We start from the raw sequence: 24,410 nt of genomic DNA, 5'->3' as shown, positions 1-24,410 counted from the left end.
CTGCTTGCGCTGTTCGCGGCGGGCCCCAACTGACGCTCCGTACAACGGCGTACGGACCTGACGCTACGCCCACCCCTGTCCCCGACCGGACTGTGGGGTGGGCGTTGCGGCGTGTGCACCCTGTTCAGGGAGACGTGCCGTGGTGGGCTCTGCCGTCCTGATCCCGGCTTGTCAATCGTGGCTGAATACACGGCGGGCGCGAAGTTCGACGAGTCTGCATGTCGACGCGGCGAATTCGAGGTGGGACCCCTCGGAATCCGCGCTGAAACGGATCGTGCCGTCAGCATGGCGGTACAGGCGTGCGTGTTTGTTCCCCGGAGCCTGCCACCCTTTCACTCGAAGTCTCTCGACGTCGGTGAACTGCAAGTAGAACTCGACAGAGTTGGGGACGGGTGTCTGCTCGCCTTCGTGGTGCTCCGCATCCAATGGTGCATCGAGGCCGAGCGTGACGGAATGATGTCGCTCGTCCATCTGGACATAGAACAGGTCGCATGCGTCCAACGCCGGAGGAGTGTCCCAGTGGGAATTGAGTTCGTAAGTATTGGCGACCAGTGAAGCCCAGTCAGACTCGCTCATAGAAGGTCTTCTCATGAGGGGGCGGAACAGAATCATGTCGGAATCTGTCGATTCTGCTCAGGAACAAGTGAGGTCCGTCGTCGGATCCGTCCTCTCGGCTCCTGAAAGCGCTGACGTGGCCGATGAGAACGGATTTGTTGCACGTGAAGGACAAGATGACTTCGGGGTTCGAGACCGTGACCGCCATGCGGTTCTCGAAACCCAGGTCAGTGGTCGAAATGTCGGCGAGCGCGGCTGTGGGCCAATCTTTGAGTGAGAGGTCTTCCACAGCCAGAAACTGAACATGGCACTGCACGGTGTCCATGCCCCTTTCGACCCATACGGTCGGGGCGCCCGCCGGGTGCTCCGGCAGGTCCATGCGAAGGGTGAGGGCGGGGCCTCGCCAGTTCAGTTGGATCGATCTCAGCCGCACGTTGTGGAGCGGAGGGATCCTGCCGTAAAGGGCTTCGAGCGCACCGGAATTCTCGAAGCGTAGTTCACTTGCCACAGTAGTAGTGTTCCTCCGCACGGCACCCCGGCGGCCGGCACCGCCACGTCCAGGAGCCGAGCGCCGGAACTCACCGAGCATCGCGGCGAACTCGCGGCGATGCCCCTTCACCTCGGCCGATTCGTCCGGCTTCACGGGCGGCTCGCTGCTCTGCGTCTCGCTCCGCACCGGTTCGTGAACCGCTTCGAGCGGCTCCGCGTAGTCCGACAGTCGTGACCGTGGCGGATCGCCCGCCGTTCCCCCGTACTCAGACATGCGCCCGATCATCGCAACCGCACACGGACAGCAGCAACGCAAGCCTCGTCACAGGAGGCATGAAGAGGCATGAGGAGACATGAGGAGGCGTAAGGAGGCATGCCGAGGGCCCGGACCTCGACGGTCCGGGCCCGGTGGGGTGGGGTCAGCTCTGGGTCATCAGGAGCAGGCGGGTCTGCGGGACCAGCTTCCGGTTCACGCTGGTGCTCTGGATGAAGATGGTGAACTCGTCGTTGTGGTCCGGCTTGATGCGGACCTCCGCGTTCGGCAGGCCGAGGAGCGTCCGGGCCTGGGGGCCCGTGTAGATCTTGTCCGTCTTCTTCTCCAGGACCGCTATCTGCTTGCGGGCCTGGACCTTCTCGGACTTGCTCAGTTCGTAGTAGGCGGCGCCCGTACGGTAGGTGTGGCCGCCGTCGACGATCCACGTGCGGATCGTCTCCGCGCGGTCCACCGCGAGCAGTTGGTAGCCGGACGGGTCCACCGAGGTGAGGCCGGCCGCCAGAATCGTGTCCTTGTTGACCGCGTCCGCGCCCGTGGAGAACACGGCACGGGAGCCGCGGATGCCCTTGGTGCGGCCCACCATGAACTTCTCGGTGGCCTCCTGGATGACCTGGCCGGCCTCCTCGAGGCCCTGGGTGCTGGTGGCGTCCCAGATCGCGATGTTGTCCTTCGGGAAGCCGCACTGCATGGCCTCGCGCTTGCCCATCTGGTCGGGGACGAGGACGGCCAGCGTCCAGTTGTCCTCCTGGGTCCGCGCCAAGTCGGCGACCGCCCGCACCAGTTGCTGCTGCGTCTTGCCCTGGCTGTCCGAGCAGCGATGGCTCGTGTTCTCCTGGCCGTCGGTGAGGACGAAGGTCAGGAAGCTGTGGTCCCCGTAGAGCTGGGCTGTCTGGGCCAGTTCGCGCTGCGACTTCAGGGTGGCGGCGAGCAGCGCCGTCGAGCCGTTCGCCCGGTACAGCTGCTTCAAGGACGGCATCCGCAGCACGTCCTTGTCGTAGATGACGCACTCGACCTGGCTCGAGAAGACGTACACCGTCACGCGCGTCTCCTGGTCCAACTCCTGCGAGCGGCGCGCCAGATACGCGATCTGCTGGTCGGCGACCTCGACGACCTTGCTGCTCAGGTGGGACATGGACGAGCTGGCGTCGAGCACCAGTGCGACGTGGTTGATGTAGTTCTGCGCTCCGGACATGGATGATCCCCCTCGTCCCGGAAGCCCCTGCAGCTCCCGTTCGATGTCTCCATCTTCCCAGCCGGCACTGACAATTGATCTTGGTCGGAGGGGGTGACGCGCAGGGTGCCCAGGGCCGATGCCCAGGGCCGATGCCCAGGTCGAGGGGGCGCTGCTCAGCCGTGGAACCTCACGTACCCGTTCCCGTCCGGGTCGCTGCCGGCCTTCGTGTACGAGTGGACGTCGGCCCGGGGGCCGGACGGCTTGTAGAAGTAGATGGTGTCGCCCGGGTTGTTCCAGATGAAGTTGCAGTTGTTGCGGTAGACCACGTTGTTCGCGTCGGAGTCCGTGCCGTTGCCGCCGCGCAGCTTGATGTGGTCGCCGGGCTGGAGGGTGTGGTTCCTCGTGAACGTGAAGCGGTTGCCCGTCGCGTCCTTCACGAAGTAGCCCTTCAGGTTCACGGTCGTGCCGCGCGAGTAGTTCTTGATCGTCAGATACTCGTCCTTCGTATTGCCGCCCGAGCAGCGGTTGCTGTCCGTGCCCGGTGCGTCGTACTGCACGCCGTAGAGCTTGAGTGCGGATGAGTATTCGGCCGCCTGCGACGGGGCGGCGAGCGCGGTCAGGCCGCACGTGACGAGCGCGGCGGTGACTGCGGCTATGGCGGTGCGAGAGTGCAAGAAGACTCCTCGGGGCGTCCCGTGCAAGGGAGTTGAGTGACGAAGGGACACAAGTCACTCACGAAATCTCCACATTCGGCGGGCGTTGGCTGAAAGCGATCGATTGTGGACGTCAGGCAGCCAGGTGCGTTGCGTCAACTGCAATGGGCTGCGCGCATGTTGCAGTGTTTGCAATGGTCATTACGGTTCGGCCGCGTATCGGGAATGGCCTAGACCGCTCATGAACCCCTGTGCTGAGAATCACTTCACGCAAGTGGACCGCCATCCATGAAGGGGGCTCGTCATGAAGCGACGTGTCATCGCGGCAGCAATCGCCTTGACGCTCGGACTGACCGCCACGGCCTGCGGCGATGACTCGGGCGACAGCGGGGGCAAGGACGGTGCGACCGACGGGAAGGGCAAGACCCTGACCGTATGGATCATGGAGGGGACCAACCCCGACGCGCGCCCGTTCTTCAAGGAGGCCGCGGCGGCGTTCGAGAAGAAGACCGGCGCCAAGATCAAGGTCGAGTACCAGCAGTGGGCGACCGCGAACCGCAAGTTCACCACCGCGATCGCGGGCGGCGCGGACCAGGTGCCCGATGTCGCCGAGGTCGGCACCACCTGGGTGCCGCAGTTCGCCGAGACCAAAGCGCTCGTGGATGTGACCGACGAGGTCAAGGAGTCGGGTCTGACCGACGACCTCGTCGAGGGTCTCAAGGACGCAGGCACGCTCGACGGCAAGCAGTACGGCATGCCCTGGTACGCCGGGGTCCGCTCGATCCTGTACCGCAAGGACATCTTCGAGAAGCACAAGATCAAGCCCCCGACCACCTGGAAGGAGCTCCAGGAGGCGGCGAAGACGCTGAAGGAGAAGGAGCCCGGGCTTCTGTCCTTCCCGGTCGCCGGCGGCGCGGAGATGTTCGCGGCCCCCTTCATCTGGGGCGCCGGCGGCGAGCTTGCCGAGCAGGAGGGCGACTCCTGGAAGTCGGCGATCAACTCGCCCGAGGCGATCAAGGGCATCGAGTTCTACACGGGCCTCGCGACCAAGGACAAGGTCTCCCCGGCCAAGGTCAACACCTGGACGGAGAAGGAGGTCGGCGACGCCTGGAAGAAGGGGCAGATCGCGATGTCCATCTCCGGCAACTGGACCCCGAAGGCCTTCGTCGACGAGAACCCCGAGCTCGAGGGCAAGCTCGGCGCCGTACCGATCCCGGGCCCCGACGGCGGTATGAGCCGCTCCTTCCTCGGCGGTTCCTATCTGTCCACGTTCGACACGGACAAGAAGGAACTCGCCTGGGAGTTCGTGAAGATGCTCACCACCGGTGAGTTCGCCGCCAAGTGGGCCGAGCAGACCAACTACTTCCCCGGCCAGAACTCCGAGCTCGAGAAGGTCGCCGCGAAGAAGGATCCGCTCGTCGAGCCCTTCGCGCAGCAGATGCTGGAGGCCGGTGCCACGGTGCCGAAGACCGAGTCGTACGGGAAGATCCAGGCCGCTCAGGTCGTCCCCGGCATGATCCAGTCGATCATCACGGGCAAGGCCTCCGTCAAGGAGGCCGCGGACAAGGCGGCCCAGCAGATGGACGACATCTTCGCCAAGGACAAGTAGGGCGCTGCGAACCGTGAAGAACGCGCTCGTGGGCGGTGGGCAGAAGACTTCTGCCCACCGCCCCTCCACCGAGGGTGCCCGCCGCCGGCGCCTGATCCGGCTCACCCGCCCCTGGCTGCTGCTCGCCCCCGCGCTCGTGGTCCTCGCCGGACTCCTGCTGTACCCGATCTTCCAGGTGGGCAAGATCTCCTTGCAGGACTGGGAGGTCACGTTCGGGGGCGGGGTAGGGGAGTTCACCGGGTTCGACCACTACAGCGAACTGCTCTCCAGCGAGCTGCTGTGGAAGACGGTCATGCCCAACACCGTCTTCTTCGCCGTCGCCTGCGTCGGCCTCACCGTGGTGCTCGGCACCCTGGTCGCGCTGCTGCTCAACCGGCTCGGCACGACTTGGCGCGCCATCTGCTCGGTGTCGATCCTGGCCGCCTGGGCGATGCCGGCGGTCACCGGTACGTATGTCTGGATCTGGCTCTTCCAGCCGGAGGAGGGCATGTTCAGCCAGCTCGCCGGCGCCCTCGGCCTGATCGATCCGGCGACCACCAACTGGTTCACCGAGCGGCTGCCGTTCTACGCCATCGCGACGCTCAACGTGGTGCACCACGGCTTCCCGTTCGTGGCGATCACCGTCTTCGCCGGACTGCTCACGATTCCACGGGAGTTGTACGAGGCGGGCATGATCGACGGCGCCAATGCCTGGCAGCGGTTCTGGAAGATCACCGTGCCGACCATCCGTCCCGTCTTCCTGGTCGTCACGATCCTGTCGACCATCTGGGACTTCAAGGTCTTCACCCAGATCTTCCTGATGCCGGGCGGCAGCGGCTCCAACGAGGAGGTCTACAACCTCGGCGTCTACTCGTACGTGCAGGCCTTCGGCCAGGACGACTACGGGGCCGGGTCCGCGGCGGCGGTGCTGCTCACGCTGCTGCTTGTGCTGATCACCATCGTCTACATCCGGGCGCTGTTCCGACAGGGGGAGGAGGATCTGTGAGCACCCGCCGTACGTCCCGTGCCACGCGGATCGGCCTGCCGGCCGCCGTGTTCGCACTGCTGGTCTTCACGCTGTTCCCCGTGTACTGGATGGTGTCGACCTCGTTCGATCCGAAGGCGGTCACCCGAGGTTCGGACGTGCTGCCCAGCGGTTTCAGCTTCGAGCACTTCGAGTTGGTCTTCGAGCGGGGCAACTTCGGTACGTTCCTGCTGAATTCGGCCCTCGTCGGGCTCGGCACGATCCTCGCGGCCGCGGTGCTCTCGCTGTTCGCGGCGATCGCGGTGGCCCGTTTCAAGTTCCGCTTCCGCACCTCGGTGCTGATCATGGTCCTGATCGTGCAGATGGTGCCGCTCGAAGCCCTTGTCATCCCGCTGTTCCTCCAGATGCGGGACTACGAGCTGCTCAACTCCCTGCTCGGCCTGACCATCGTCTACATCGCGCTCTCGCTGCCGTTCGCCATCTGGACGCTGCGCGGCTTCGTCCAGGCGGTGCCCAAGGAGGTCGAGGAGGCGGCGTACATCGACGGGGCGTCCTGGTTCCGGATGTTCCGTTCGGTGCTGCTGCCGCTCGTGGCGCCCGGCCTCGTGGCCACCTCGATCTTCGCCTTCATCACGGCGTGGAACGAGTTCGTGTTCGCGTACACCTTCATGAAGGACAGCGAGAAGTACACGGCGGCCGTGGGCATCTACCAGTTCTTCGGCGAGAACTCGACGGCCTGGGGCCCGGTCATGGCCAGCTCCACGCTGGTCACGCTGCCCGTGATGATCTTCTTCGTCCTGGTGCACAAGCGGCTGGGATCGGGCCTGGCCGCGGGCGCCGTCAAGGGCTGAACCCTCCGCTGCGAGGCCCCGTCCGTACGCGGGCGGGGCCTCGTTCACTACACGCGGTACGGGTCCCTCGCGCCCTCACTTCACGCGGTACGGGTCCCCGTACACCTTCCACTCCAGCGGAGTCTTCAGCTGAAGGTTGCCCGCCTCGAGGAACACGCGCTGGGCGGTGTCGATCCGGGAGGTGTCGCGATGGGCCTCCTTGGTCTCCATCACCTCGCGCCGCACATCGAGAAAGGCCTTGAGGTACGCCTTCTCGTCGCCGCCCTCGGCCTTGGTCTTCGCCCGCTGCATGGCCTCCTCGCGGATCCCGTAGAAGGCGTTCGGGTCGGTGCCCGGGCCGTGCTGCACCATCGCGTCGTAGTAGACGAACTGGCCGAGCGTGCTCAGGCCGTCCATCTTGGCCTGCCGTACGGCGGGGTCGAAGTAGTCCTCGTCGCGCAGCCGGTCCTGCGCCTCGCGGAACTCGGCCCGCCCGGCCTCCTTCGCCCAGGCCTCGGGGAAGCCGTCCAGACCCTCGTGCGAGTCGGAGCCGTCGACCGCGCGCAGGGCGGGCAGATAGGTCGCGAGCCCGTTGTCCGGGTGGTCCTCCGTGTAGCTCTCGACGAGCTTGAGCATGTCGTGCGTGCCGGAGCAGAAGCCGATGATGCCCGCGGTGTAGCCGTTGCCGTCGCCGATGTCCTCGATGTAGCCGTAGTTCGCACGCCAGTCGAGCGTGGAGTTCTCGGCGCTCGACACGAGCTGCTGTGCCAGCTCCTTCTTGTCCTTCGCCGCGAGCCCGGGCGGCATCTTCGCGAGGCGCTCCTGGAGCTCCTTCTCGGTCTCCCGCGCCAGGCCGTCCGAGCCCTGGGAGGCCGAGGGCTTGTCGTCCGGGCCGCCCGCGTCGGGGTCGGGACCGAGCAGATAGACGACGAGGGTCGCCACCGGGGCTATGGCGAGAAAGAGGCAACCAGCACGTTTCATGCGCACAGGGTAGAGCTTGGGCCCAGGCCTCACTCCGTGCGGACCCGCCTCAGGCCGTCTGTCCACCATCGACCGAGAACTCCGTGCCCGTGATGTACGACGAGGCCTCCGAGGCCAGGAAGACCACCAGCTCGCCGACCTCCCGCGGCTGCCCCACCCGCCCGAGCGGCACATGGGACCAGTCGCGGCCCGCCGTGGCCTCGGCGATCATCGGGGTGGCGATGGCGCCGGGGTGCACCGAGTTCACGCGGATGCGGTACGGGGCGAGGTCGAGCGCCGCGGAGCGGGTCAGTCCGCGCAGCCCGAACTTCGTCGAGCCGTAGGCGGCGTGGCGGGGGAGGCCCTTCAGGCCCGCCGTGGAGGAGATGTTCACGACCGAGCCGCCGCCCGCCTCCTTCATCGCCGGCACGACGGCCTGGATTCCGAGGAACGGCCCGAGCAGGTTGACCCGGAGCAGCGCCTCGAAGTTGTCGTACGTCTCCTCCTCGACGGACGCGGTACGCCACAGCGCAGCGTTGTTGACCAGCGCGTCGAGCCGTCCGAAGCGGTCGAGCCCCGTGCGCACCGCCGCTGCCCAGCTCTCCGGGCCGGTCACGTCGAGCCGTACGAACAGGCCTTGGTCACCGAGGCACTTGGCGACCTGGTGGCCCTCCTCCTCCAGCACATCCGTCACCACCACGCGCGCGCCGGCCTCGGCGCACAGCCGCGCCTCCTCCGCGCCCTGGCCGCGCGCCGCACCGGTGATGAGGACCGTCCTGCCGTCGAGCGAGATCATGTGCGCCTCCCGAGCCCTCCCGCGTATATGACTGTTCGTCATATTCGTGCTGCGGCGCCGGAACATCAACAGGTGTGCCGCAACTGCCTAACCGGGGGCGCCTGTTGGCACCGGGGAGGGGTGTGCCTAACCTGGAGTACGCCTGAAGGGGAGAGGCCGGGGATGAGCAGCCAGGAGCGGATACGCAGTAATGGCCGGCCGGCACAGCCGGCCAAGGGTGAGAGCTTCGCCGACTGGGCCGACAGCCGGCTCGGCATCTACGGCCTCGCCAAGACGCAGATGCGCAAGGTGTTTCCGGACCACCCGAGCTTCATGCTGGGTGAGATCTGTCTGTACAGCTTCATCATTCTGATCCTGACCGGCACCTGGCTGACGCTCTTCTTCGAGCCGAGCAGTGTCGAGGTCGTCTACGGCGGTTCGTACGAACCGCTCAAGGGCGTCCTGATGACCAAGGCGTTCGAGTCCACCGTCGAGATCAGCATGGAGGTCCGCGGCGGGCTGCTCATCCGGCAGATCCACCACTGGGCCGCGCTGGTCTTCGTGGCCGCGATGCTCGTGCACATGATGCGGGTGTTCTTCACCGGAGCGTTCCGCAAGCCGCGTGAGATCAACTGGCTGTTCGGCTGGACCCTGTTGATGCTCGGTCTGATCACGGGTCTGACCGGCTACTCGCTGCCGGACGACCTGCTCTCCGGCACCGGCCTGCGCTTCGCCCAGGGCGCGATCCTGTCGATCCCGATCGTCGGCACGTATCTCGCGATGTTCCTGTTCGGCGGCGAGTTCCCCGGCACGGACATCATCGCGCGCCTCTACCCGATCCACATCCTGCTGCTGCCGGGCATCATGCTGGGCCTGGTGGTGGCCCATCTGATCCTGGTCTTCTACCACAAGCACACCCAGTTCGCGGGGCCAGGACGGTCCGAGAAGAAGGTCGTGGGTGCGCCGTTCTTCCCGATCTACGTGGCGAAGGCCGGCGGATTCTTCTTCCTGGTCTTCGGTGTGCTGGCGTTCATGGGCGCGGTCGCGACGATCAACCCGGTGTGGCTCTTCGGGCCGTACCGCGCGGACCTGGTCACCACGGGCGCTCAACCCGACTGGTATCTGGGCTTCTCCGAGGGCCTGATCCGGGTGATGCCGGGATGGGAGATCAACGCCTTCGGCCATACGCTCGCGCTCGGCGTCTTCATCCCGTTCATGCTCTTCCCGGTGTACATGACGCTGATCGCGGTCTACCCCTTCATCGAGGCCTGGGTAACCGGCGACAAACGCGAGCACCATGTCGCCGACCGGCCGCGCAACGTCCCGACCCGTACGGCGCTCGGCGTCGCCTGGCTCGCGGGATACGGGGTGCTTCTGATCGGCGGTGGCAACGACATCGTGGCCACCAAACTCCATCTCTCCATCAACGCGATCACCTGGTTCGTACGGATCGGCATCTTCGTCGTCCCGGTCCTGGCGTTCTGGATCACGCGCCGGATCTGTCTGGGGCTGCAGCACCGCGACCGGGACAAGGTGCTGCACGGCCGCGAGAGCGGCACGATCAAGCGGCTGCCGCACGGCGAGTTCGTGGAGATACACGAACCGCTCAGCCAGGGGGAGCGGTTCACGCTGACGGCCCATGAGCAGCGGGCGGCGCTCGACCCCGGCCCGGCGGCCGACACCAATGGGGTGCGGCGGCCCGTGCCACGGGGCGAGCGGATGCGCGTACGCCTGTCGAAGGCGATGTACGGGCCGGGCACCCAGGTGGAGAAGCCGACGGCCGAGGAGTACCGCGAGGTCACCAGCGGGCACGGTCACGGGGGTGACGGCGGCGGTCACTGAGGCGCGTTCCGCAGGTCCCCACCCTCCGCCATCCGCGCGCGGTGGCGCCTCATCCTGCGGGCGTGCTCGATCGCGTGCGGCAGAGCCAGCCGCACCGACCGCGTCAGATGCCGGGTGGACGGCCAGCGCACCAGGTCGTCCGCCACCACGCGCAACTTGATGTTGGTGTGCTGCGAGATGTACTTGAGGACCTCGAGGCCGTCCTCGGGAGGCAGTCCGCCGATGGTGATGACCACGCCGATGGCGTGATCGATGAGCGCCCGGGACTTCAGGGCCTGCCGCAGGTGTGCCACCTCGGACTCCAGGTCGGCGATCCGGCCCTCGTCCTCACCTCGTTCGATCATGCACAGAGCCTTCGTGCAGGTGGGGGACCGGGGACAGTCGGTAGGCGAAGCCCTCCAGCAGGGCTGTCCGGAAAACGAAAGCACCCGGCATGAGCGAGGCATGGGGACGTTCAGGTGTGGCATCTTCACATCTGTGGAGACGCTGACCTTCGAGAGCGACGACGTGGCGACGACCGAGGACTTCCTCTGCCGCGCGTACGCCAGGATGAGCATCGGCGGCGGTACACCGGGCTCCCACCGCGCCAGGATCTCCCGCACGGGCATCGGCGCGGTGAGCGTCGACGAGATCGATCTCGCCTGCGAGTTGAGCTACTCGGCGACACCGCTCGGCAGGATATGCGTGTGCGTCGTGCACGAGGGCACGATCCAGGACCACTCCTTCGCCGGCGTCGACGACGAGGCCTTCGGCCCCGGGGACGCCGTGCTGCTCGCCCCGCCCGAACTGCCGTACGCCGGGCGGATCCAGGAGGCCCGCTACACCATCGCCATGCTCGACCCCGAGCTGCTGGCCCAGCTCACGGGCAAGCCGGTGCAGTTGACGGGTCACCGGCCCGGCCCGGCTGCCGCCTCCCGGCAGCTCGCCAGGGCCATCGCCTATCTGCGCGACCATGTCCTCGCCGACGCGGCCGTCGCCGACGAACCCCTGGTGGCCTCGACGGCGGCGCAGCACCTCGCCGCGAGTGTGCTGTACGCGTTCCCGCACACCGCACGCGGTGAGGGGGCGGTGCGCGACCGCGTCGACGCGCACACGGCCACACTGCGCCGTGCCCTCGCCTACATCGACGACCACGCCGATCAGCCGGTCACCGTCGCGGAGATCGCCGCGGCCGCCCATGTCACCCCGCGCGCCCTGCAGTACGCGTTCCGCCGCCATCTGGACACCACGCCGCTGGCCCACCTGCGCCGGGTGCGCCTTGCCCACGCCCATCGCGAGCTGGCCGCCGCGGGGCCCGGCGACGGGGTCACGGTCACCGAGGTCGCCGCACGCTGGGGCTTCTACCATCCGGGCCGGTTCGCGTCCCACTACCGCGAGACCTACGGGCAGGCGCCGCACCGGACGCTGGGCGCGCCCTGACCGGAACGCGGGCCTCCCTTCACTGATCCCGCGGCAACGGGGGACTCGGCTTCCAAGTACCCCTTGTGTCCAGCCGAGTCCGCCGCGGCTTCGGCCGCTCTCATCACTGACTGGAGACCCGTCGATGGATGCTCAGACCTTGCAGAAGCACAACCGGCTGCTCATACGCCAGCGCGTACGGTTCATGGTCAACCAGTACGAGGTGCACACCCAGGCCCCCGACGGCTCGGAGGGCGACCTGGTGGCGTTCGCACAGCAGAAGCGGATGGCCTTCAAGGAGAAGGTGACGCTCTACACGGACGCGTCCAAGGAGCAGGTGTTCGCCGAGTTCCGGGCCCGCAACATCGTGGATGTGGGCGCCACATACGACGTCACGGTCCCGGGCGGCGGCACACTCGGCTCGTTCCGCAAGCTCTTCAAGCGCTCACTGCTGCGCTCCACCTGGCAGCTGGAACAGCCGGGTGCGCCCAAGGCCAAGGGCGAGGAGAGCAACGCGGCGCTTGCCGTGGTGCGCCGCGTCTGGGAGTTCATCCCGTTCCTCAACTCGGTGCCGTTCGCCTGGCCGTACCACTTCACCTTCACCTCGGACGGCGCGCCGTCCTTCTCGGTGACGAAGAAGTTCGCCCTGCGCGACAAGTACCTGGTGGACATCACCGATCCGGGCCTCGACCGGCGTCTGGTCATCGCGCAGGCGGTCGCGCTGGACGCCCTGCAGTCCCGCTAGGGCGCCCACGGCAGTCCCGGCTGAGGGCGCCCACGCAGGTGCCGTCCGCTCAGATACGGCCTGCCGGCGCTTGCGCCTCGGCGATCTCCGCCGCCTCCTGGGGCGTCTCCACCGAGGGCGGCGAGCCCTCGAGCGGCTGCTGCGCCGTCTCCTTCATGAAGGCGATGGCCACCAGGCCGACGAGCGCCGCGCCCATCGCGTAGAACGCCGGGAGCATGTCGGTCCCGGTCACCTGGATGAGTGCGGTGACGACCAGGGGCGTGGTGCCGCCGAACAGGGAGGCCGACAGGTTGTAGCCGACGGCGAGGCCGCCGTAGCGCACCTGCGTGGGGAACAGCGCGGGCAGGGCCGCGGACATCGTGCCGAGCAGGCACACCAGGGAGAAGCCGAGCATCAGCATGCCGGCCGAGACCGCGGCCAGGCTGCCCTGCTGCACGAGGGCGAAGGCCGGGATCGAGAGCACGAAGAAGCCGAGCATGCCCGCCGTCAGCAGGGGCTTGCGGCCGAAGCGGTCCGAGAGCCGGCCGACCTGGTTGATCACCAGCATCAGCACGATCATGGTGCCCACCAGGAGCAGCAGTCCATGGCTCTCGCTGTAGTGCATCTCGTCGGAGAGATAGGTCGGCATGTACGAAAGCAGCATGTAGTTCACGATGTTGTACGCGCCGACCAGGCTGATGCACAGCACGAGGGTGCCCCAGTACTGCTTGAAGATCTTCTTCAGATCGCCCTTCGCGGAGGTCTCCACCGCCGAGGCGGCATCGGAGGCCTTGTACGTGGAGGAGTCCTCCAGCTTCTGGAAGGCCGGGGTCTCGTCGAGCCGCAGCCGCAGATACAGGCCCACCAGGCCGAGCGGCCCGGCGACCAGGAACGGCACGCGCCAGCCCCAGTCCTCCATGCCCTCGCTGCCCAGCACGGCGGTCATCGCGGTGACCAGGCTCGCGGCGCCGACGTAGCCGGCCAGCGTGCCCAGCTCCAGGAAGCTGCCGAAGAAGCCCCGGCGCTTGTCCGGCGCGTACTCCGCGATGAAGGTCGAGGCGCCGCCGTACTCGCCGCCCGTCGAGAAGCCCTGCACCAGACGGAAGAGGATCAGCAGGACGGGCGCCCAGAAGCCGATGCTGTCGTACGAGGGGATGAGGCCGATCGCGAAGGTGCCGACCGCCATCATGATCATGGTGAGGGCGAGCACCTTCTTGCGGCCGACCTTGTCGCCCATGGGCCCGAACACCATGCCGCCGAGGGGCCGCACCAGGAAGGCCACGGCGAAGGTCGCGAACGACGAGAGCAACTGGGCGGTGTCGTTGCCCGAGGGGAAGAAGACATGGCCGAGGGTGACCGCGAGATAGCTGTAGATGCCGAAGTCGAACCACTCCATGGCATTGCCGAGGGAAGCGGCCTTCACGGCACGTTTGACCGCCGCCTGGTCCGTGATCGTGATGTCGGTGCGGCGCAGGCGGGGGTTGCGGCGACGCTCGAGCGCACGGAACAGAAGGCGGTGCCGTCTGCGGGCCTGCGGATCGGCCTCGGTCTCGTGGCCGTCGGAGGACATGGAGTGACCTTTCACTGAGGGGGCACCCGCTGAGCGGGCCGACGGAGCCCGCTTACCCGAAGATCCCGGCAAGATGCACCGTGCAACCGCTTTAGGTGTGTTTTGTGCCTCAGCCTTTCCCGTCCGGCCGTGGTCCCGCCAGTCCGGCCGGTCCGGCCGCGTGGCGCAGGACGTCGACGAGCATCGGCAGGGTCACGCGTTTGGTCGAGGTGTTGCGCTGGCTGGGGTGGTAGCAGCCGAGGACGGTCAGCTCGCGCCCGTCGACCGGGTCGTACGCGGTGAACCGGACGCCATGGCCGAAGGCCGGGCGCGGCCGCGGCAGCCGCCATCCCGCGGCGGCGAGCACCGGGAGCAGGGCCTGCCAGCCGAAGCCGCCGAGGACGACGACGGTGCGCAGGGTGGGGCGAAGCAGTTCCAGTTCACGGGCCAGCCAGGGCCGGCAGGTGTCGCGCTCCTGGGGTGTGGGGCGGTTGTCCGGAGGCGCGCAGTGCACGGGTGACGACAGGCGCACTCCGTACAGGCGCAGTCCGTCGTCCGCGGCGACCGAGGTGGGCTGCGAGGCGAGGCCCACCTCGTACAGAGCGGCCATCAGGAAGTCGCCCGAAGGGTCGCCGGTGAACATCCGGCCGGTGCGGTTGCCGCCGTGCGCGGCCGGGGCGAGTCCGACGACGGCGAGGCGCGCGTCCGACGGACCGAAGCCGGGGACGGGGCGGCCCCAGTACCGCTCGTCCTTGAAGGCGGCCCGACGGGTGTGGGCGACCTGCTCGCGCCACTCCACGAGCCGGGGGCACGCATGGCAGTCCGTGACCGCGAGGTCGAGCTCATCGACGGTGCGGCAGGCGGCGGCCTGGTGGCCGGGAAACGCGGGACTGCCGGGCGGGGGAGCATCCCTGTCGTCCATCCTCCGTGGCCTCCCTTCCCGCCGACGTCACCGCAGGACCGTATGCCCCTTGACCAGGCCTCCATGTGTACGGCACGCGGACGAGCCGGGCCGTCCAGGGGCCGTTACCCCTGGGTCGCCGCCTCGATCCGCGCGAACTGCTCGGCGTCGAGGGCGACTTCGAGCGCCCCGACGTTCTCGGCCAGATGGGCCGCGGACGTCGTGCCCGGGATGGGCAGCACGGTCGGGGAGCGGTGAAGGAGCCAGGCGAGCGCGGTCTGCGCGGCGGTGGCGCCCAGCTCGTGGGCGATCGTGTCGAGCGGGCCGCCGGGTGCGGCGTGCGCGCCCATGGCGACCGGGAAGAACGGCAGGAAGGCGATGCCCTGCCCGGCGGTGTACGTGACCACGTCCTCGTGGCCGCGCGTGGCCAGGTTGTAGAGGTTCTGGACGCTCGCGACGGGCGCGGTCTCCTCGGCCTCGCGTATCTGCTCGACGGTCACTTCGGACAGGCCGATATGCCGCACCTTGCCCTCCTCCTGGAGCTGCTTGAGCGCGCCGAGCTGCTCGGCCACCGGGTAGGCGGGGTCGATGCGGTGCAGCTGGAGCAGGTCGATGCGGTCCGTACGCAGCCGGCGCAGGCTCAGCTCGGTCTGCTGACGCAGATACGCGGGGTGCCCGAGCGGCACCCATTCCGTGGGGGACGGGCGGACGACGCCGACCTTCGTGGCGATCATCAGGTCGTCGCGGTACGGGTGCAGCGCGTCGGCGATCAGCTCCTCGCCCGCGCCGAGCGCGTAGGCGTCCGCGGTGTCGATCAGCTGGACGCCGAGCTCGACGGCGGTACGGAGCAGAGCGATCGCCGCGTCACGGTCGGCGGGCGCGGTCCAGATGCGGGCTTCGGGTCCGGTGGGGTCGCCGGGGCCGTCGGCGAGGCGCATGGTGCCGTATCCCAGGCGGCGGACGGGAAGATCACCGCCGAGCAGGACGGTTGTAGGGTTCTCGGCCGTGAGCCGGGAGGGCTGCGTGGGCTGCGTGCTGTGCGTGGTGTTCGTCATGGCAGGGACGCTATGAGCTCACACCGATGTGAGGTTCAAGTGTCTGTGAGGGGGGTCACAGTGGACGGGATGAAGATCGGGCAGCTCGCTGCCGAGACCGGTGTCTCCGTACGGCTGTTGCGCTACTACGAGGAGCAGGGGCTCCTGGCGTCCACCCGGACGCCCGGCGGCCATCGGGTGTACGGAGTGGACGCCCCCGCGACCGTCCGGCGGATCCGCCGCTTCCTGGACGCGGGCCTGTCCACGCGCATCATCGCCGAGATCATCGAGTGCGTCTGCGGCAGCGAGCAGGAGATCGAGCCGTGCCTGAGCCCGCTGGTCCTCGAGCAACTCTCGCGCGTGGACCAGGAGATGGAACGGCTCGCGCTCACCCGTGAGTCGCTCGCGGAGCTGGTGGCTGCCGCCCGGGCCTGAAGGGCCCGGGGCCGCCCAAGTCTGAAGGGCCCGGGCCGCTCAGGCCAGCACCCGCTTCCTGCACGCGCTCGGCGTGCCCCAAGCGGTGCGCAGGGCCTGCGCCTTGCGGATCCACAGGGACAGGTCCAGCTCCTCGGTGTACCCGATCGCGCCGTGCAATTGGAGCGCCGTGCGCGAGGCGTGATACGCCGCCTCCGAGGCCGTGAGCTTGGCGGCGGCGAGGTCGGCGCGGGTCATGGTGAGGGCCGCGCCGTACAGGAGCGGGGTCGCGAACTCGAGCTTCACCAGCGTGTCCGCCAGCTGGTGCTTCACCGTCTGGAACGTGCCGATCTCGGTCCCGAACTGCTTGCGCTGCTTCACGTACGCGACCGTACGGTCGAGCAGCGCCCGGCCCACCCCGAGCGCCTGCGCGGCCGCGGCGAGCGTGCCCCAGGCGTCGGTGGCCGCGAAGGCCGCGCGGTCCTGGGTGAGGAGTTCGGCGGGCGCGCCCGGTTCGGTCAGCCGGCGGGCGGGGTCGGCGGAACGGTGGGTCGGGCCGTGTCCGGTGCAGGTGTGCAGGCCGCCGTCCGCGAAGGTGATGGTGAGGTCGGCGGCTTCCGCGTCCAGGGCGTACGGGCCGCCCGGCGCCTTGACTGTCGCCATCACGGAACCGGAGGCGATGCCCGGCAGGAGCTGCTTGGCATGCGCGGAGTCGCCGGTCGCCGCCAGGAGCCCGGCGACCGCCGCGGTCTCCACGACCGGTCCCGGTACGGCATGGCGGCCCAACTCCACGTAGGCGACGGCCAGTTCGACGGGCAGCGGCCCCACACCCTCGTACGCCTCGGGTACGGCGAGCGCGAAGACGCCCGCGTCCGCGAGCCGCGACCACAGGGCCCGCCCGGCCGTGAAGTCCCCGGCGCCCCAGGACCGTACGACCGCAGGAACATCCGTGGCCGTCAGCATCGCGTCCAGGCTGCGGGCGAACTCGCGCTGCTCGTCGTCCAAAAGGAACCTCATGTGCGCCGTCCCTTCGGCAGGCCGAGCAGCCGCTCGGCGATGATGTCGCGCTGGATCTCGTTGGTGCCCGCGTAGATCGGGCCCGCGAGCGAGAAGACATAGCCCTCCGCCCAGTCGTACGGGCCGTCGTGGGACTCCAACTCGCCGTCCGCGCCCAGGAGATCGAGGGCGGTCTCGTGCAGCGCGATGTCGTACTGGGACCAGAAGACCTTGTTCAGGGAGGACTCCGCGCCGATGTCCCCCACTCTCGACTCCGCTCGAGCGGGGGTGCCCCCACCGCCGGCGGCGAAGCGGGACGCGTTGGCCGCCGTGAACAGCTGGTACGCGCGGGCGCCGACCACCGCGTCCGCCACGCGGTCCCTGGCGGCCGTGTCGGCGGGGTTCCCCTGCTCGCGCCACAGGTCGACGAGACGGTCCGCCGCCGCCATGAAACGGCCGGGGGAGCGCAGCGTGAGCCCGCGTTCGTTGCCCGTGGTCGACATGGCGATACGCCAGCCCTGGCCGACTTCGCCGATCACGTCCTCGTCCGGTACGAAGACCTCGTCCAGGAAGAGCTCCGCGAACGCCGGTTTGCCGTCAAGGCGGCCGATCGGGCGGACGGTCACGCCGGGGGCCCGCAGATCGAACATCAGGTAGGTCAGGCCGCGATGGGGCCGGTCCGCGTCAGGATCCGTGCGGAAGATGCCGAAGGCCCGGTCCGCGAACGCCGCCCGCGACGACCAGGTCTTCTGGCCGCTGAGCAGCCAGCCCCCGTCGGTCCGTACGGCCCGTGACTTCAGTGAGGCGAGATCGCTGCCCGCCTCCGGTTCCGACCAGGCCTGCGCCCAGATCACCGCACCGCTCGCCATCGACGGCAGGATGCGCTGCTTCTGCTCCGGGGTGCCGTGGTCGAGGAGCGTGGGGGCGAGGAGGTTGATGCCGTTCTGCGAGACCCGGGCGGGTCCGCCGGCCGCGTAGTACTCCTCCTCGAAGATCAGCCACTGGAAGATGTCCACGCCGCGGCCCCCGTACTCCTCGGGCCAGGACACCACCGACCAGCGGTCCTCGGACAACCGCCGCTCCCACGTGCGGTGTTGGGCGAAGCCCTCTTCCGTCTCCAGCGAAATGAGCGGCTGCGAGGGGACGTTCGCGCGCAGCCACTCCCTCGCCTCCTGACGGAACGCCTGCTCTTCGGGTGATTCGTCCAGGTCCACGGGCCGCCCAACTCCCTTCCCTAACAAGTGTTTGGTAGGTTAGCCTCCTGCTGTGACTGACAACAAGCCTGGGACCGGCGACAAGCTTGGGGCCGACAACAAGCCGCAGTACGTGAAAGGCCACGGGCTCCTCGACGGACGCACCGCCGTGATCACCGCGGCGGCCGGTGCGGGGATCGGGGGCGCGACCGCCCGACGCTTCCTGGAGGAGGGCGCGTCCGTCGTCATCAGCGACGCGCACGAGCGCCGCCTCGCCGAGTCCGAGGCCGAACTGGCCAAGGAGTTCGGGGCGGACCGCGTGGCCTCGGTGCCGTGCAATGTGACGGACGAGGACCAGGTGCGGACGCTGTTCTCGTACGCCGCCGAACGCCACGGCGGGCTCGATCTGGTCGTCAACAACGCCGGACTCGGCGGGACTTCGGCGATCGTCGACATGACGGACGAGCAGTGGTCACGCGTCCTCGACGTCACGCTCAACGGCACCTTCCGCTGCGTACGCGCGGCCCTGCGCCACTTCAAGGAGTCCGGCTCCGGCGGAGTGATCGTCAACAACGCCTCCGTCATCGGCTGGCGCGCCCAGGCCGGACAGGCGCACTACGCGGCCGCGAAGGCCGGCGTCATGGCGCTCACCCGGACCGCCGCGATCGAGGCCGCCGAGTACGGGGTGCGGGTCAACGCCGTCTCGCCCAGCCTCGCCATGCATCCGCACCTGGTGAAGGTCACGACGCCGGAGCTCCTCGAGGAGCTGACGGCCCGCGAGGCCTTCGGGCGGTACGCCGAGCCGTGGGAGGTGGCCAACGTGATCGTGTTCCTGGCCGGGCCCTACTCCTCGTACATGACGGGCGAGGTCGTATCCGTCAGCAGCCAGCACGCATAGGGGCGGGACAATGAACGCGTGCCGAAGCAGAACGACAGCAAGAACGTGACCCCCTCGCCCGCCCGCCGCGGTGAACTCCTTGGCGTCGCCGCGGAGGTGTTCGCCGCGCAGGGCTACAACGCCACGACCGTCCGCAAGATCGCCGACGAGGCGGGCATGCTGGCGGGCAGCCTCTACTACCACTTCGATTCGAAGGAGGGGATCCTCGACGAGATCCTCTCCTCCTTCCTCGACGAACTCTGGCAGGGCTACGACGAGGTGCTCGCCGCCGGGCTCGGCCCGCGCGAGACCATCGAGGCCCTCGTCACCGAGTCCTTCCGCGAGATCGACCGGCACCGCGCGGCCGTCGCGATCTACCAGAAGGAGTCGCGGCACCTCGCCCAGCAGGAGCGCTTCGCGTATCTCGTCGAGTCGCAGCAGAAGTTCGAGAAGGCGTGGCTGGGCACGCTGGAGCGCGGGGTCGCCGCCCAGGTCTTCCGCTCCGACCTGGACATCCGGCTCACGTACCGCTTCGTGCGCGACACCGTATGGGTGGCCGCGTCCTGGTACCGGCCGGGCGGGCAGCACAGCCCGGAGGAGATCGCCCGGCAGTACCTGTCGATGGTCCTGGACGGAATCGCCGTACGTATCTGACCTGTTGAGGGAGTTGTGTCATGGCCGAGGCCTACATAGTCGAAGCGGTCCGTACACCGGTGGGGCGCCGCAAGGGCGGACTGTCCCAGGTGCACCCGGCGGATCTCGGCGCGCATGTGCTCAAGGCGCTCGTGGAGCGCTCGGGTGTCGACGCCGCCGCCGTCGAGGACGTGGTCTTCGGCTGCCTCGACACCGTCGGACCGCAGGCCGGGGACATCGCGCGCACCGCGTGGCTGGCGGCCGGGCTGCCCGAGGAGGTGCCGGGCGTGACCATCGACCGGCAGTGCGGCTCCTCGCAGCAGGCCGTGCACTTCGCCGCGCAGGGCGTGCTGTCCGGGACCCAGGACCTGGTGGTCGCCGGCGGCGTACAGAACATGACGATGATCCCGATCGCCTTCGCCTCCCGGCAGGCGGGCGAGCCGCTCGGGCTCACGGACGGGCCCTTCCACGGGTCGGTGGGCTGGCAGCAGCGGTACGGGAAGCAGCCGGTCAATCAGTTCCACGGGGCCGAGCTGATCGCCACGAAGTGGGGGATCAGCCGGCGCGACCAGGAAGAGTTCGCCCTCCGCTCGCACCAGCGGGCGCTGGCCGCCATCGACGAGGGCCGTTTCGCCCGCGAGACCGTCGCCTACGGGGACGTGGCCGTGGACGAGGGGCCGCGCCGCGACACCTCCCTGGAGAAGATGGCGGGCCTCAACCCTGTGGTCGAGGGCGGCACCATCACGGCGGCCTGCTCCTCACAGGTCTCGGACGGTGCGGCGGCGATGCTGCTCGCCTCCGAACAGGCCGTACGGGAACACGGGCTGACCCCGCGCGCCCGCATCCACCACCTCTCCGTACGCGGCGAGGACCCCATCCGGATGCTCTCCGCGCCCATCCCGGCGACGGCGTACGCGCTGAAGAAGACCGGGATGTCGATCGGCGACATCGACCTGGTCGAGATCAACGAGGCCTTCGCCCCGGTCGTCCTCGCCTGGCTCAAGGAGACGGGCGCCGACCCGGACAAGGTCAACGTCAACGGCGGCGCGATCGCCCTCGGCCACCCGCTTGGCGCCACGGGCGTCAAGCTGATGACCACGCTGCTGCACGAACTGGAGCGCACGGGCGGGCGGTTCGGGCTGCAGACGATGTGCGAGGGCGGCGGTCAGGCGAATGTGACGATCATCGAGCGGCTCTGACGACGGACGAACGGCGGGTCCTCCGGGGCCCGCCCGCTCGCTGGGCGACGGACCTCGGCCTCTAGGCGACTGACCTCGGCCTCGAAGCGGGCGCCAGGGCCGAGACGGACCCCAGCGCGGGATCCTGGCGCAGCACCGCGAGCTCCAGGTCCCGCAGCGCCCGGCCCGGCTCGGCGCCCAGCTCCGCCGCGACCCGGCGCTGATGCGTCCGGTAGGCGGCCAGGGCCTCGCCGTCACGGCCTGCCCGGTGGAGCGCGAGCATCAGCAGCCATACGAAACGTTCGTGCAGCTCATGGCTGTGCACCAGGCACTCCAAGTACGGGATCGCCTCGCGGTGCCGCCCCAGGTCGAGCTCGATCTCGGCGCGCAGTTCGAAGTCGACGAGCAGCCGTGCCCGGGTGAACGTCCGCTCCCGGTCCAGGAGCGGTGCGTCCAGACCCTCCGCCAGCGGGCCCGTCTTGAGGGCCCGTGCCTGGTCGAGCAGCCGCGCCGCCCCGGCCGGTTCGCCCGCGGCCAGCGCCGTCCGGGCGGCCGCCGTCAGCCGGTCGTAGGCGTACAGGTCCACGCAGGCCCCGCCCGGGTCGAGGCGGTATCCGGCCCCGGTCCACTCCACCGTCATCCCGTGATCCGCGAGCGCGGGACGCAGGCCCGACAGATACTTCTGCAGCAGATTCTTGGTGTGCGCGGGCGGCCGCTCGCCCCACAGTGCGTCGGTCAACTGCCGCAGCCCCAAGGTGCGTCCGGGCTGAAGCAGCAGGACCGCGAGCAGCGCCTGCTGCTTCGGCGGGCCCAGGGCGGCCTTCACACCGCCCCGGTGCACGGTGAAGGGGCCGAGCAGCGTGACCGAGGAGCGCTCGGGGTGCTCGCGGCAGTCGTGGCCGCCCTGTCGTTCGCGCAGCAGGACTCCGGACATCGCTCCCCCTGGTCGCCGCCGGGTGTCTCCGGTCTCTGAGTCTCAACTCCCGGCAGGCGCCGATCAGTTCCCGGATCTCCCGTGCTCCTTCCAGTGGATCTTCCAGCGGTCCTGGAAGCGATACGGACGAAGGTGGGCCGACCGTTCCCGTACCCACGGGGCCCGCTCCCGTACAGGAGACCTGCCGTGCAACCTCGCGATCCCCTCGCCCGCCTGGGGTCCGCCCTCGCCCGCCGTCCGCGCCGCGCGCTGTGGGCGAGCGTCGTCCTCACCCTGCTCGCCCTCGTCCTCGCCGCCGGGACCATGGACAAGCTGGTCCTCAGCCGCTTCGAGAGCCCCGGTTCGGAGTCGGTGCGGACGCGGGCGGTCCTGGAGAAGGAGTTCGGCACGGGCACGCCGTCGGTGCTCCTGATGGTCACCGCCAAGGAAGGCACCGTCGACACACCCGCGGTCGCCGAGGCCGGGCGGGAGCTGGAGAAGGAGCTGGCCGCGCAGGACGGGGTGGCCGAGACCGCCTCGTACTGGAGCCGTGGCGACTCGCCCGTGATGCGCGCCGAGGACGCCCGTCAGGCGCTGGTGATCGCCAGGATGGCGGGCACGGTCACCGAGGCGCGGGCGGAACTGGCGGAGTTCTCACCGGAGTTCACCCGGGACGGCGAGCTGGTCGAGGTCCGGGTCGGTGGCGGCGACGAGGTGTTCCGCCAGGCCGCCGAGCAGGCCCGTGCGGACTTCCTGCGGGCCGAGCTGATCGTGATCCCGCTGGTGCTCCTGCTGCTCTTCGCCCTCTACCGCCGCTTCTCGGCGGCCGCGCTCACCCTCGGCATGGGGCTGTTCTCGGTCATCGGAACGCTGGCGCTGCTCCGTATCGTCACCCTCTTCACCGACGTCTCGACCTTCGCGGCCAACCTCACGCTCGTCATGGGCATCGGACTCGGGGTCGACTACAGCCTGTTCGTCATCAACCGCTTCCGTGAGGCGCTGGCGTCCGGCGCCGAAGTGCCCGATGCCGTAAGGGAGTCGGTGGCGCGGGCCGGGCGTACCGTCGCCTTCAGCGGTCTGACCGTGGTCGTGTCCCTGGCCTGCCTGCTGCTCTTCCCGTTCCCGTTCCTGCGCTCCTTCGCGTACGCGGGCATCGGCACCGTGCTGACCTCGGTGTTCGCCGCCCTGGTGATCCTGCCCGCCGCACTCGCCCGTCTCGGCCACCGGATCGCCCGGCGCAAGGCTCCCCGGGCCGGCGGGTGGTGGCGGCGTACGGCGCTGCGGATGATGAAGCGCCCTGTCCTGTACGGGGTTTCGGCGCTCGCCGTGCTGCTGACGATCTCCGCGCCCGCGCTCGGCCTGACCTTCGGCACCCCCGACGAGCGGGTGCTGCCCTCGTCGACTTCGAGCCGGGTCGTGCAGCAGGACATCCGGGACAACTTCGCCGCCGAGGAGATGGACGCGATCCAAGTGCTCGACCCGGGTGCCGCACCGGCGGCGATCGAGGAGCGCGCGCTCGCGCTCTCCCGCATCCCCGAAGTGCGCCAGGTCGACGCGCTCACCGGTTCGTACGCCGAAGGCCGCAAGATCCGTGCACCGGGCGCCTGGTCGGATCGCTTCGAGGGAGGGCAGGGCACCTGGTACTCGGTCGTCGCCACGCACGAGGGTCTCGAAGGGGAGGTCGACCGTGTGCTCGCCGACATCCGCTCGACGGCCGGCGCCGAGGCGCGCCTCGCCGGCTATCCGGCCGAACTGGCCGACTTCCGCACCGAATTGACCGACCGGCTGCCGCTGGTGCTCGGCCTGATCCTCGCCGTGACCTTCCTCATCCTCTTCCTGATGACCGGCAGTGTGCTGCTGCCCGCGAAGGCGATGGTGCTCAACGCCCTGAGCCTGGCGGTGATGTTCGGCACGCTGGTGTGGATCTTCCAGGACGGCCATCTGTCCGGCCTGCTCGGCTTCACGGCCACCGGCAGTATCGAACCGTCCATCCCGATCCTGATGTTCTGCACGGCGTTCGGGCTGTCCATGGACTACGAGGTGTTCCTGCTCTCCCGTATCAAGGAGGAGTACGACCGGACCGGCGACACCACCGCGGCGGTCGCGCTCGGCCTGGAGCGCAGCGGTCCGCTGATCACCTCGGCGGCGGTGATTCTGGCTGCGTCCTTCGCGACGTACGCCTCGTCGGGGGTCGTCTTCCTCAAGATGCTGGCGATCGGCATGGTGGTGGTGATCCTGGTCGACGCGACCCTGATCCGGGTGGTGCTCGTGCCGGTGTTCATGCGGCTCGCGGGGCGGGCGAACTGGTGGGGGCCGGCGTGGATGCGGGCCGCGCACGTCCGCTTCGGCCTCACGGAGTCCCGTCCGGAGCCGGAGCGGCCCCGCGCACCCGCTCCGGCCGAGGTGTGACCCCCACCAAACTCTCTTGACGTCAAGATTCCTCGGTGTGAGACTGCCGCGGTGTCTTGATGTCGA

General features: G+C 69.0%; 24 protein-coding genes. 11 read left to right on the top strand and 13 right to left on the bottom strand.

The features are described 5' to 3' along the window. Positions 1-171: 171 nt before the first annotated feature. The 4 genes from G6045_RS09415 to G6045_RS09400 form a co-directional block, all read right to left on the bottom strand. Positions 172-576, bottom strand: a complete 405-nt coding sequence (locus G6045_RS09415) for a hypothetical protein (RefSeq protein WP_165331399.1) — start codon at positions 574-576, stop codon at positions 172-174. Continuing rightward, entirely contained in the window at positions 563-1,318 is a 756-nt protein-coding gene (locus G6045_RS09410) for an Imm50 family immunity protein (protein ID WP_165331398.1), read from the bottom strand. The genes G6045_RS09415 and G6045_RS09410 overlap by 14 nt, the downstream gene beginning before the upstream one ends. 145 nt (positions 1,319-1,463) lie before the next feature. Continuing rightward, positions 1,464-2,510, bottom strand: coding sequence for a VWA domain-containing protein (locus G6045_RS09405; protein ID WP_165331397.1), 1,047 nt, complete (start codon positions 2,508-2,510; stop codon positions 1,464-1,466). A 155-nt stretch (positions 2,511-2,665) separates the two neighbouring features. After that, positions 2,666-3,166 carry a lamin tail domain-containing protein gene (locus tag G6045_RS09400; RefSeq protein ID WP_165331396.1) on the bottom strand — a complete coding sequence of 167 codons (501 nt, stop codon included), beginning with the start codon at positions 3,164-3,166 and terminating at the stop codon, positions 2,666-2,668. A 283-nt stretch (positions 3,167-3,449) separates the two neighbouring features. On the opposite strand from G6045_RS09400, the gene G6045_RS09395 reads away from it, so the two are divergent. The 3 genes from G6045_RS09395 to G6045_RS09385 are packed head-to-tail and all read left to right on the top strand — an operon-like array spanning position 3,450 to position 6,569. Beyond that, complete coding sequence (locus G6045_RS09395; RefSeq protein WP_165331395.1) at positions 3,450-4,754, top strand: sugar ABC transporter substrate-binding protein; 1,305 nt, start codon at positions 3,450-3,452, stop codon at positions 4,752-4,754. A gap of 13 nt (positions 4,755-4,767) precedes the next feature. Continuing rightward, positions 4,768-5,739: a carbohydrate ABC transporter permease gene (locus tag G6045_RS09390; RefSeq protein WP_408056322.1), complete on the top strand. Its 972-nt coding sequence runs from the start codon at positions 4,768-4,770 to the stop codon at positions 5,737-5,739. After that, on the top strand, positions 5,736-6,569 hold the full coding sequence (locus G6045_RS09385; protein ID WP_165331394.1) for a carbohydrate ABC transporter permease: 834 nt from the start codon (positions 5,736-5,738) through the stop codon (positions 6,567-6,569). The genes G6045_RS09390 and G6045_RS09385 overlap by 4 nt, the downstream gene beginning before the upstream one ends. 75 nt (positions 6,570-6,644) lie before the next feature. Here the strand turns inward: G6045_RS09385 and G6045_RS09380 are convergent, their stop codons facing one another. Both G6045_RS09380 and G6045_RS09375 read right to left on the bottom strand, forming a co-directional pair. Next, entirely contained in the window at positions 6,645-7,529 is an 885-nt protein-coding gene (locus G6045_RS09380; RefSeq protein ID WP_165331393.1) for a chitosanase, read from the bottom strand. 49 nt (positions 7,530-7,578) lie between these two features. Next, positions 7,579-8,304, bottom strand: a complete 726-nt coding sequence (locus tag G6045_RS09375) for a glucose 1-dehydrogenase (RefSeq protein ID WP_165331392.1) — start codon at positions 8,302-8,304, stop codon at positions 7,579-7,581. A 162-nt stretch (positions 8,305-8,466) separates the two neighbouring features. Between G6045_RS09375 and qcrB the strand changes: the two genes are divergently transcribed. Beyond that, entirely contained in the window at positions 8,467-10,125 is a 1,659-nt protein-coding gene (gene qcrB / locus G6045_RS09370) for a cytochrome bc1 complex cytochrome b subunit (protein ID WP_165331391.1), read from the top strand. Here the strand turns inward: qcrB and G6045_RS09365 are convergent. After that, positions 10,119-10,469: an ANTAR domain-containing protein gene (locus G6045_RS09365; RefSeq protein WP_165331390.1), complete on the bottom strand. Its 351-nt coding sequence runs from the start codon at positions 10,467-10,469 to the stop codon at positions 10,119-10,121. The two genes, qcrB and G6045_RS09365, sit on opposite strands and share 7 nt — an antisense overlap. 133 nt (positions 10,470-10,602) lie before the next feature. Here G6045_RS09365 and G6045_RS09360 point away from each other — a divergent pair, with 133 nt between their 5' ends. Continuing rightward, on the top strand, positions 10,603-11,544 hold the full coding sequence (locus tag G6045_RS09360) for a helix-turn-helix transcriptional regulator (protein WP_165331389.1): 942 nt from the start codon (positions 10,603-10,605) through the stop codon (positions 11,542-11,544). A gap of 124 nt (positions 11,545-11,668) precedes the next feature. Next, positions 11,669-12,268 (top strand): LURP-one-related/scramblase family protein, encoded by a 600-nt coding sequence (locus tag G6045_RS09355; RefSeq protein WP_165331388.1) that lies wholly within the window; start codon positions 11,669-11,671, stop codon positions 12,266-12,268. A gap of 49 nt (positions 12,269-12,317) precedes the next feature. Here the strand turns inward: G6045_RS09355 and proP are convergent, their stop codons facing one another. The 3 genes from proP to G6045_RS09340 all read right to left on the bottom strand — a co-directional run bounded on the left by proP (position 12,318) and on the right by G6045_RS09340 (position 15,752). Next, entirely contained in the window at positions 12,318-13,817 is a 1,500-nt protein-coding gene (gene proP / locus G6045_RS09350) for a glycine betaine/L-proline transporter ProP (protein ID WP_165331387.1), read from the bottom strand. A gap of 109 nt (positions 13,818-13,926) precedes the next feature. Next, on the bottom strand, positions 13,927-14,718 hold the full coding sequence (locus G6045_RS09345) for a uracil-DNA glycosylase (protein WP_165331386.1): 792 nt from the start codon (positions 14,716-14,718) through the stop codon (positions 13,927-13,929). Between the two features lie 104 nt (positions 14,719-14,822). Next, a complete protein-coding gene (locus tag G6045_RS09340) occupies positions 14,823-15,752 on the bottom strand; it encodes an aldo/keto reductase (protein ID WP_165331385.1) in 930 nt (309 codons plus the stop codon). 69 nt (positions 15,753-15,821) lie between these two features. Between G6045_RS09340 and G6045_RS09335 the strand changes: the two genes are divergently transcribed. Then, a complete protein-coding gene (locus G6045_RS09335) occupies positions 15,822-16,166 on the top strand; it encodes a MerR family transcriptional regulator (protein ID WP_165331384.1) in 345 nt (114 codons plus the stop codon). 39 nt (positions 16,167-16,205) lie between these two features. Here G6045_RS09335 and G6045_RS09330 read toward each other — a convergent pair whose 3' ends face one another. Together G6045_RS09330 and G6045_RS09325 are read right to left on the bottom strand one after the other, a co-directional pair. Continuing rightward, positions 16,206-17,162 carry an acyl-CoA dehydrogenase family protein gene (locus G6045_RS09330; RefSeq protein WP_165331383.1) on the bottom strand — a complete coding sequence of 319 codons (957 nt, stop codon included), beginning with the start codon at positions 17,160-17,162 and terminating at the stop codon, positions 16,206-16,208. Then, on the bottom strand, positions 17,159-18,355 hold the full coding sequence (locus G6045_RS09325) for an acyl-CoA dehydrogenase family protein (protein ID WP_165331382.1): 1,197 nt from the start codon (positions 18,353-18,355) through the stop codon (positions 17,159-17,161). The genes G6045_RS09330 and G6045_RS09325 overlap by 4 nt, the downstream gene beginning before the upstream one ends. A gap of 52 nt (positions 18,356-18,407) precedes the next feature. Here G6045_RS09325 and G6045_RS09320 point away from each other — a divergent pair, with 52 nt between their 5' ends. From G6045_RS09320 to G6045_RS09310, 3 genes are read left to right on the top strand one after another with little or no spacing between them, the layout of a single operon-like run. Then, positions 18,408-19,232 (top strand): SDR family oxidoreductase, encoded by an 825-nt coding sequence (locus tag G6045_RS09320; protein ID WP_165331381.1) that lies wholly within the window; start codon positions 18,408-18,410, stop codon positions 19,230-19,232. A gap of 45 nt (positions 19,233-19,277) precedes the next feature. Continuing rightward, positions 19,278-19,865: a TetR/AcrR family transcriptional regulator gene (locus tag G6045_RS09315; protein ID WP_165331407.1), complete on the top strand. Its 588-nt coding sequence runs from the start codon at positions 19,278-19,280 to the stop codon at positions 19,863-19,865. 20 nt (positions 19,866-19,885) lie between these two features. Next, on the top strand, positions 19,886-21,043 hold the full coding sequence (locus G6045_RS09310) for an acetyl-CoA C-acetyltransferase (protein ID WP_165331380.1): 1,158 nt from the start codon (positions 19,886-19,888) through the stop codon (positions 21,041-21,043). A gap of 61 nt (positions 21,044-21,104) precedes the next feature. Here the strand turns inward: G6045_RS09310 and G6045_RS09305 are convergent, their stop codons facing one another. Continuing rightward, entirely contained in the window at positions 21,105-21,956 is an 852-nt protein-coding gene (locus G6045_RS09305; protein WP_165331379.1) for an AfsR/SARP family transcriptional regulator, read from the bottom strand. A gap of 186 nt (positions 21,957-22,142) precedes the next feature. Here G6045_RS09305 and G6045_RS09300 point away from each other — a divergent pair, with 186 nt between their 5' ends. Beyond that, entirely contained in the window at positions 22,143-24,344 is a 2,202-nt protein-coding gene (locus G6045_RS09300; protein ID WP_165331378.1) for an MMPL family transporter, read from the top strand. Positions 24,345-24,410 lie beyond the last annotated feature (66 nt).

The sequence above is a fragment of the Streptomyces mesophilus genome, assembly GCF_011044995.1.
Taxonomy (GTDB): domain Bacteria; phylum Actinomycetota; class Actinomycetes; order Streptomycetales; family Streptomycetaceae; genus Streptomyces; species Streptomyces mesophilus.
The sequence above is the reverse complement of the archived record's forward strand: the minus strand, read 5'-3'. Positions and strand labels throughout refer to the sequence as shown.

Excerpts from the sequence above, each read along its gene's own strand:
- G6045_RS09415 (WP_165331399.1), bottom strand. The coding sequence starts at position 576 with ATGAGCGAGTCTGACTGGGCTTCACTGGTCGCCAATACTTACGAACTC.
- G6045_RS09410 (WP_165331398.1), bottom strand. The coding sequence starts at position 1,318 with ATGTCTGAGTACGGGGGAACGGCGGGCGATCCGCCACGGTCACGACTG.
- G6045_RS09405 (WP_165331397.1), bottom strand. The coding sequence starts at position 2,510 with ATGTCCGGAGCGCAGAACTACATCAACCACGTCGCACTGGTGCTCGAC.
- G6045_RS09395 (WP_165331395.1), top strand. The coding sequence starts at position 3,450 with ATGAAGCGACGTGTCATCGCGGCAGCAATCGCCTTGACGCTCGGACTG.
- G6045_RS09380 (WP_165331393.1), bottom strand. The coding sequence starts at position 7,529 with ATGAAACGTGCTGGTTGCCTCTTTCTCGCCATAGCCCCGGTGGCGACC.
- G6045_RS09375 (WP_165331392.1), bottom strand. The coding sequence starts at position 8,304 with ATGATCTCGCTCGACGGCAGGACGGTCCTCATCACCGGTGCGGCGCGC.
- qcrB (WP_165331391.1), top strand. The coding sequence starts at position 8,467 with ATGAGCAGCCAGGAGCGGATACGCAGTAATGGCCGGCCGGCACAGCCG.
- G6045_RS09365 (WP_165331390.1), bottom strand. The coding sequence starts at position 10,469 with ATGATCGAACGAGGTGAGGACGAGGGCCGGATCGCCGACCTGGAGTCC.
- G6045_RS09355 (WP_165331388.1), top strand. The coding sequence starts at position 11,669 with ATGGATGCTCAGACCTTGCAGAAGCACAACCGGCTGCTCATACGCCAG.
- proP (WP_165331387.1), bottom strand. The coding sequence starts at position 13,817 with ATGTCCTCCGACGGCCACGAGACCGAGGCCGATCCGCAGGCCCGCAGA.
- G6045_RS09345 (WP_165331386.1), bottom strand. The coding sequence starts at position 14,718 with ATGGACGACAGGGATGCTCCCCCGCCCGGCAGTCCCGCGTTTCCCGGC.
- G6045_RS09340 (WP_165331385.1), bottom strand. The coding sequence starts at position 15,752 with ATGACGAACACCACGCACAGCACGCAGCCCACGCAGCCCTCCCGGCTC.
- G6045_RS09335 (WP_165331384.1), top strand. The coding sequence starts at position 15,822 with ATGAAGATCGGGCAGCTCGCTGCCGAGACCGGTGTCTCCGTACGGCTG.
- G6045_RS09330 (WP_165331383.1), bottom strand. The coding sequence starts at position 17,162 with ATGAGGTTCCTTTTGGACGACGAGCAGCGCGAGTTCGCCCGCAGCCTG.
- G6045_RS09310 (WP_165331380.1), top strand. The coding sequence starts at position 19,886 with ATGGCCGAGGCCTACATAGTCGAAGCGGTCCGTACACCGGTGGGGCGC.
- G6045_RS09305 (WP_165331379.1), bottom strand. The coding sequence starts at position 21,956 with ATGTCCGGAGTCCTGCTGCGCGAACGACAGGGCGGCCACGACTGCCGC.